The organism is Bacteriovorax sp. DB6_IX, assembly GCF_000447775.1.
GTDB lineage: Bacteria > Bdellovibrionota > Bacteriovoracia > Bacteriovoracales > Bacteriovoracaceae > Halobacteriovorax_A.
The window spans coordinates 1-6,859 of sequence record NZ_AUNJ01000388.1 but is presented as its reverse complement, the minus strand read 5'-3'; the positions used below and the strand labels follow the sequence as shown (position 1 = coordinate 6,859).

Annotated in this window: 8 protein-coding genes; 2 read left to right on the top strand and 6 right to left on the bottom strand. The window is 38.4% G+C overall.

All coding sequences use genetic code 11. The features are described from left to right. Positions 1-101: 101 nt before the first annotated feature. From M901_RS12380 to ybeY, 5 genes are all read right to left on the bottom strand, one after another. Positions 102-590, bottom strand: coding sequence for a POTRA domain-containing protein (locus tag M901_RS12380; protein WP_021278541.1), 489 nt, complete (start codon positions 588-590; stop codon positions 102-104). A gap of 114 nt (positions 591-704) precedes the next feature. Continuing rightward, complete coding sequence (locus M901_RS12375) at positions 705-1,364, bottom strand: ABC transporter ATP-binding protein (RefSeq protein WP_021278540.1); 660 nt, start codon at positions 1,362-1,364, stop codon at positions 705-707. Further along, positions 1,364-2,557 carry an ABC transporter permease gene (locus tag M901_RS12370; protein ID WP_021278538.1) on the bottom strand — a complete coding sequence of 398 codons (1,194 nt, stop codon included), beginning with the start codon at positions 2,555-2,557 and terminating at the stop codon, positions 1,364-1,366. The genes M901_RS12375 and M901_RS12370 overlap by 1 nt, the downstream gene beginning before the upstream one ends. Further along, positions 2,557-3,670 (bottom strand): peptide chain release factor 2 gene (prfB, locus tag M901_RS12365; protein ID WP_157679995.1). Its coding sequence is split into 2 segments (ribosomal slippage): positions 2,557-3,597 and positions 3,599-3,670, totalling 1,113 coding nucleotides; the frame shifts between segments, so codons are not numbered across the junction. Before prfB ends, M901_RS12370 begins: the two co-directional genes overlap by 1 nt. A gap of 21 nt (positions 3,671-3,691) precedes the next feature. Beyond that, entirely contained in the window at positions 3,692-4,237 is a 546-nt protein-coding gene (ybeY, locus tag M901_RS12360; protein ID WP_021278542.1) for an rRNA maturation RNase YbeY, read from the bottom strand. A gap of 63 nt (positions 4,238-4,300) precedes the next feature. Between ybeY and mazG the strand changes: the two genes are divergently transcribed. Together mazG and coaE are read left to right on the top strand one after the other, a co-directional pair. Then, positions 4,301-5,122, top strand: coding sequence for a nucleoside triphosphate pyrophosphohydrolase (mazG, locus tag M901_RS12355; protein WP_021278543.1), 822 nt, complete (start codon positions 4,301-4,303; stop codon positions 5,120-5,122). Beyond that, the gene (coaE, locus tag M901_RS12350; protein ID WP_021278539.1) at positions 5,122-5,748 is read left to right on the top strand and encodes a dephospho-CoA kinase; all 627 of its coding nucleotides are present in this window, start codon (positions 5,122-5,124) and stop codon (positions 5,746-5,748) included. The genes mazG and coaE overlap by 1 nt, the downstream gene beginning before the upstream one ends. On the opposite strand, the gene M901_RS12345 is transcribed toward coaE, so the two are convergent. Beyond that, on the bottom strand, positions 5,745-6,638 hold the full coding sequence (locus M901_RS12345; RefSeq protein WP_021278545.1) for a hypothetical protein: 894 nt from the start codon (positions 6,636-6,638) through the stop codon (positions 5,745-5,747). The two genes, coaE and M901_RS12345, sit on opposite strands and share 4 nt — an antisense overlap. Positions 6,639-6,859 lie beyond the last annotated feature (221 nt).

The following is a 6,859-nucleotide window of genomic DNA, read 5'->3' as shown; positions in this document are numbered from 1 at the left end:
AAGCTCATCATCAGAGAAGGCCTGGTTCCCTAGGAAAGTAACTTTCTTAACTCGAACCTTATCAAATTCTTTGATCTTAAAATAAGATCCACGTTTCTTGATTACTTTTTTAAGAGTGTAATCAACAGAGGCCAGGTAGAACCCCTTTCCTCGTATTGCTTTAAGATTGACTTAACATCAGACTTGATTGTGTTTACGTCAAGGATCGCATACTCACGAGACTTGATTTGAGAAGTCAGGTCATCACGATCGATCTCGTCATTTCCTTGGAAAACAATTTTTGCGATAATTGGCTTTTCAACGACCTTAAAGACCAGGTTATTTCCTTGCCTATGGGCTTCAACCGATTCGAAATACTTAAGACGATAAATTTTTTGAATATCACGCTTAAGGATATAATTCGTCAGAGTCATTCCCTTGCGGGCAGAAATCTTTTCAAGCACAGCTTCGCGCTCTACTTTTTTAAGACCATCTATAACGATATCTTTGATTTTAAATAGACTCTTTTCAGGTCCAATTTCTCCTGCCGCAGCAAAAGAAAATAGGATAATGCAAAATATATTGATAAAACTCTTCCAAGAGTTACTCATCTAAACTCCATGATTAGGAATTGTATCCAAGTGGATAAAAATACTCTAGTAATGAAAAATATCAATATTCACACGATCTTACAAAGAATTTATCTAGCGCTACGCATCTTAAAATTATTGAGAAAGCACCCCGTCAACCATATGATAGACAGTTTTGAAGTGCGTAGAGACCTCTTCGTCATGAGTCACAACCAAAAGAGTTGTCCCCTGTTTTTCAGAAAGCTCCAAGAGTAGCTCTGTCACGATCTCTGAGTTCGCCGAATCGAGATTCCCCGTTGGTTCATCACAGAGCAGTAGAGATGGTTTCATTGAGAGGGCACGAATGAGATTAATTCGTTGCTGCTGTCCGCCAGAAATTTCAAAAGGAAACTTTTTAAGACACTCCTCAACTCCAAGACGCTTCGCAAGATTTCTAGCATAGGCCTCAATCTCGGCCACATTCTTCTTTCCAAGTCTTGCAGGGAGAAGAATATTTTCAAGATTACTTAATGAAGATAAGAGAAAATGAAATTGAAAGACAAATCCCACCTCTTCATTGCGATAGCTTGCCAATTGATCATCATTCATTCTCGTCAGGTCATGCTGCCCCACATGAATTTTACCGCCACTTAATCTTTCCAGTCCGCCAACAATATAGAGAAAAGTTGACTTCCCTGATCCGGAGGCTCCCTTAATGACACATTTGCTTCCAGACTCAAGGTGAAAATTCACTTTATTGAGAACATGATTCTTACCAAATGTTTTAGTCACATCAACAGCATCAATAAATGACATTATGAAAACTCCTCTCTTAGCCCTGAGGCCAATGACTTGGAAACAAAGAGTCTCAGAACAAGCCATGTTAAAAATTGGATGACTAAGAAAGATAAAAAAGTCACCACAAAGAGATCAATCATTGAAAGATGGACCTCTATTCTTCCAAGATGGTAAACATCTTTTGGAAGTGCGAATATATCCCAGTTTCCTAGGGCGTAGTTAAATAGCTGAACAAATCCTAAGGCCACAATAATTGAAACAAACCAAATAAAGAAGTTTTGAAGTAGCCAAAGCTTTCTAAACTTTCTTGGAGAGAGTCCAATTGAAAAGAGTAAAAAGATTTCTTTTGATTTCTTTTGCTTAGAATAAACAATAAAGGCCAAGCAATTAAATATTGCAATCACAACCACAACTGATAGAACAATAGAAATCATCGTTTTCTCATATTCAACAGCATCAATAAAACTTTTAAACTCGGCCCAATAAGGCATAACATTATACTCATAGACGAAAATAGAACGAAGATTATCGACAACATCAACAATCTTCCAATAGCTCGTCATATCCTCTTTAACTTTTAAATTTGCCACATTAGCAAGCCCCTCAACACCGATAAAGCGTTGCACATCAGAGCGATTGGCATAGACAAAGCGATCATTGAACTTATGCATATTAAAGTTAATGATCTCCCTAATTTTTAGGCTGGCATTACTTGGAAGATACTTGTCCCCACTCCTTCCGGCCGCAAAAGACAGGGAGATATCCTCTCCAACTTTAAGACCGAGGTTTTCTGCGAGAGAACTTCCGATAACAACTTCACCAGAAGCTGGTGGTGTAAATGATTTATTAATATCTGCAAAGCTTGAATCAACTCCAAGGACAAAGACAGCTTTTCCCTTGGTATTGTGTATGGCAAAACTTTGCGTCCTTACAAGGAATGAGATTTTATCTATTCCTACTTGGTCTAGCCCTTCAAAGTCAGAACTATGGGGGCTAAAAAAACCCTTCTGACTTGTGAGAACGATCTCTCCATGTCCTAAGTTAAGAGACTCCCTTAATTTCTTAGTGAAGCCATCCATAAGACCGAGAGTACTGAGAATAATTGAGAGTGAAAAAGAGAGCCCAAGTATTGTCGCAAGGACAAAGAGTCTTGAAGACTTATCTCTGAAAAAGAGTAAGTTAAAGTCTTTAAAGAGGGCCAAAAAGTTCACTAAGCTTCTTCCTCACTACTTACAGACCATCTTAAATAGGCGTCCATAAATCCGTCGAGATCCCCATCGAGAACCCTTTCGGCCTGTGCCATTTCAAAATTTGTTCTGTGGTCTTTAACCATTTTATACGGGTGAAGAACATAAGAGCGAATCTGAGCTCCCCAAGCAATATCTTTTTTCTGGGCCTCTGCTTCATTGTCCGCTTCTCTTCTCTTCTCAAGCTCTTGCTCATAAAGACGCGACCTAAGGACTTTCATGGCCTGAGCCTTGTTTTGCAACTGGCTTCTCTCATTCTGACAAGTCACGACAGTATTTGTCGGAAGGTGGGTAATACGAACAGCAGAGTCAGTTGTGTTTACCGACTGTCCACCTGCACCACCAGAGCGATAAACATCAATTTTTAAATCTTTATCATTAATTTCAATTTCAATATCATCATCAATTTCAGGTGAAACATAGAGAGAGGCAAATGAGGTATGTCTTCTATTGGCCGAGTCAAAAGGAGAAATTCTTACTAATCGATGAACTCCTGATTCAGACTTGAGATTTCCATAGGCGTAGTTACCTTCAATAGTTACTGTTGCAGACTTAATACCTGCAGAGTCACCATCTTGAACATCTAGGACCTGATATTTAAAACCTTTTTGTTCGGCCCATCTTGTAATCATTCTAAAGAGCATACTTGCCCAGTCACAAGATTCTGTTCCACCTGCACCGGCATTAATCATAACAACGGCATTATTTGGATCAGCTTCTCCAGAGAGTAAAACTTTTAGCTCGGCCTTATTGAATCCATCAATAAAGTCTTCAAAGACCTTAATCGCACTCTCAGCAGATTCTTCATCCCCTTCGCTTGCGTATTCATCTAAAATTTCAAATTCTTCGTAGAGTTCTTGAAGGGCCGTGTAAGTGTTATATACCTCTAGAAGGAGGTTCTTTTCTTTTTGGACTTTAGTAGCATTAGTTGAGTCATCCCAAAAACCAGGCATGGCCTCGAGTTCAGAGATTTCGTCTAGGCGATGTTTCTTCTTTTCGATGTCAAAGTGACCTCCTCAGATTAGTCATCTTTTCTTCATATGCCTTCATTTCAGATCTCTTCTCAGAGAGTTGAATTCCTAATTTCTCATCCATTACTTATGCCTTTTTTCTTTGATTTCTAATTCTATCAAGAAGCTTCTTCTCGTGGGCCTGCATAATCTCTTCTTCTTTATCAGATATCTCATGATCCCATCCCTGAAGATGAAGAAAACCATGTATGAGTAAGTGAATCACTTCTTGCTCTACTGCTAATTTAAATTCTTTAGCTTGTTTAATGGCCACATCACGGCTGATGATAATATCACCAATATGCACCGGTCCAGGAAAAACGAATTCATCACTTTCAGCACGAAGGGATTCGAAAACAGGAAAAGAAAGAACATCAGTTGTCTTATTCTTACCTCTAAAATCATTATTGAGAGTTCTCATTTTCCTATCACCACAGAAATGAACATCCAGTTCAATTTTATCCTGCTGAGACTTATTAATAAGAGTTTCCTTAGAGTAAATGAATTTCTCCATGACCTCTAAAGAGTCCTCAATAATTTTCACAGACTTTGCCCATCCCCATTTCGGTGTTCGTGCATTGTCGTGAAGTGTCACATGAAAGTTTTTATGTTGAATCTGTTTTCTTCTCATCATCAAGCTTGTTATAATTAGTTTAAATTGAGTATCTACCATACCATAATATGCTGCGGAGTAAAAATGTCATTAAAAGAATTTGAAAGACTAAATGAAGTTGTCACCAAATTAAGAGACCCAGAAAATGGTTGCCCATGGGACCTCGAGCAGACGCATCGCACATTATTAAAATACTTGATGGAAGAATCATATGAATTCATGCATGCTGTTGAAGAAGATGATACAGACCAGATGGAAGATGAGCTCGGAGATGTTCTCCTTCAAGTCGTACTTCACTCTGTCATTGCAAAGCAAGCTGGTAAATTTGATATTGAAAGCGTCTCAAAGAGAATTGCCGATAAGATGGTAAGACGTCATCCCCACGTTTTTGGAGATATTCAAACTAAGGATGTCGATCAAATAAAGAAGAATTGGGAAGAAATTAAAAGTGAAGAAAGAGCAGCAAAAGCTGACTCTAAACCGGCATACGAAATAGATAAGGACCTTCTTGCTTTCCCTGCACTGACATCTTCTGCAAAGATTGGAAAGAAAACAGGAAAGATCAACTTTGATTGGGAAGATGCAACTCAAGTAGTTTATAAAGTTGAAGAAGAGTGGCAAGAACTTAAAGAGGAACTTGCTCCTTTTCCAAAATTTAACCATGAAAGAGTTAAAGAAGAACTTGGAGACTTCCTATTCTCTGTAGCTCAACTTGCCAGACACCTAAAAATAGATCCAGAAGTTGCCCTTCGCGATGCCAATGTAAAATTTAAGAATCGCTTTAATCAAGTTGAAGATATGGCGAAAGAAAGAGGAATTGCACTTAGAGAAAGTTCTCAATCTGAGCTTGAACATCTCTGGCAAGAAGTTAAATATAACGAGAAGAAACAAAGTGATAGTGAGTAATGTTTACTCTTAAACAACAATTTATTTCAAAGACACCCGAGTCCCGATTATATCAAGTCGACTGTCCAGTCATAGGCCTAACAGGTGGAATAGCGACAGGGAAATCAACGGTCAGTAAAATTTTAGAAGATAAGGGTCTTGCCGTAATTTGTGCCGATAAACTAGTTAAAGAAGTTTATCAGTCCCAAAAAACAATTGATCATCTTAAGAGTCACTACCCTAGCGTTCTTAAAGCGAAAGAAATTGATTTTTCAAAATTAAGAGAGCTCTTCTTTGGAGACAAAAAGATTCAAGAAGATGTAGAGAAACTTATCTACTCTCAAATGCCAGAAACATTTCTGAAGAAGTATCATAGTTTTAAAGACCCACAGATTCTTATCTATGATGTTCCCCTTCTCTTTGAAAAGGGTTTAGATAAGCTTGTCGATGTGACGGTTACGGTCTATTGCCCAGTTGAGGTGCAACTTGAAAGGTTGATTATAAGGGATGGGATTTCTGAAGAATTGGCGAGGAATATTATTTCTAAGCAAATGCCAATTGATGAGAAGGCCAAGAAATCCGATATTATTATCGACAACTCTCAAAAACAGCCAAATCTGGTCCACTTTTTAAACTGCTTCCTTTAAATGGGGTTCAGTCCACCCAAATAATCCAAATTATAGAAACAAATAAAGATATCGATATGCGCTTGCAGCATATCGACTCTCTTTGTTGAGCACCAACTCTTTCTGATAAGTCTATTGATATGAGCACGAAACATCGCGCATGTATGATTCAGTGTAAAAAGTGGGTCGAAGTGCTGGCGCTTGAGTTCTCCTTGTCCTGCCACACAAGATCTTCCTCCTTTGTAGCGTTTGTGCTCTTGTGAGGAAAAATATTTTGCGACGATTTTTGGATATGTATTATGCTCATCAGATTCAATCAAAGCATCTCTATCAATCGTTCGATATATTTTTCCCATCAAACGATTGAGCCCTCGCTCATGGTGATTTTCTCGATAACCGTATTTCTTCTTTGATTTCTTGGCGAGATGACCAAAGGCGGGAATCCTTGAAACCTCCGCTCCAAGGATAAAGCGACGTTTCTTGTCTACTGCAAGACTTACACTTAGAGGCTTCATCTTGGTATGCTCTAAAGTTATCAGATCATCAAATTGCATATTTTGAACTTGAGACTTCTCTAGTTTTTTCAAAAACTTTCTCTGCCTTCTACGTGATTTTTCCGCTAGGTACTGAACTTTTCTTGCGACTGTTTTGTAGTTGATATTGAGTTCGCGAGAAATACTTCTCATGGAGGAGCGATCACAGAGCATGCGATAAATTCGGTGATTCACACGTCGCTTCTTTTGATACCTTTCAAAACTGAAAGTCGCTCGAGAGAATTTCTTTCCACAGACTTTGCATCTGAATCGCTGAATTTTTCGAGAGTCACAGGCTCGTTTGTAGCGGCCATCTTTGATGACAAGCTTGTTTTTAGTGGAAGAATTACAGGTAGAAATTGGGCAGTTATAAATCATAACTGCTTTATGCAAGTTGAATATTTTTAGCTTTGGGTATCTATTGGAAATAACAAGGAGCTCTCAAGCCCCTTGTCTATATTTGATTAGTTTTGAATATTATTTAGCACCAATGAAGTGGAGCAGTTTAGAACTATTTTAAGTAATCGGTAATTGTTGCACCAATGATCGCAGGAAACCCAATTAATACGACTCGTTTAACAGCGACAATGGTTGAGGTT

Excerpts from the sequence above, each read along its gene's own strand:
- M901_RS12380 (WP_021278541.1), bottom strand. The coding sequence starts at position 590 with ATGAGTAACTCTTGGAAGAGTTTTATCAATATATTTTGCATTATCCTA.
- M901_RS12375 (WP_021278540.1), bottom strand. The coding sequence starts at position 1,364 with ATGTCATTTATTGATGCTGTTGATGTGACTAAAACATTTGGTAAGAAT.
- ybeY (WP_021278542.1), bottom strand. The coding sequence starts at position 4,237 with ATGATGAGAAGAAAACAGATTCAACATAAAAACTTTCATGTGACACTT.
- mazG (WP_021278543.1), top strand. The coding sequence starts at position 4,301 with ATGTCATTAAAAGAATTTGAAAGACTAAATGAAGTTGTCACCAAATTA.
- coaE (WP_021278539.1), top strand. The coding sequence starts at position 5,122 with ATGTTTACTCTTAAACAACAATTTATTTCAAAGACACCCGAGTCCCGA.
- M901_RS12345 (WP_021278545.1), bottom strand. The coding sequence starts at position 6,638 with ATGATTTATAACTGCCCAATTTCTACCTGTAATTCTTCCACTAAAAAC.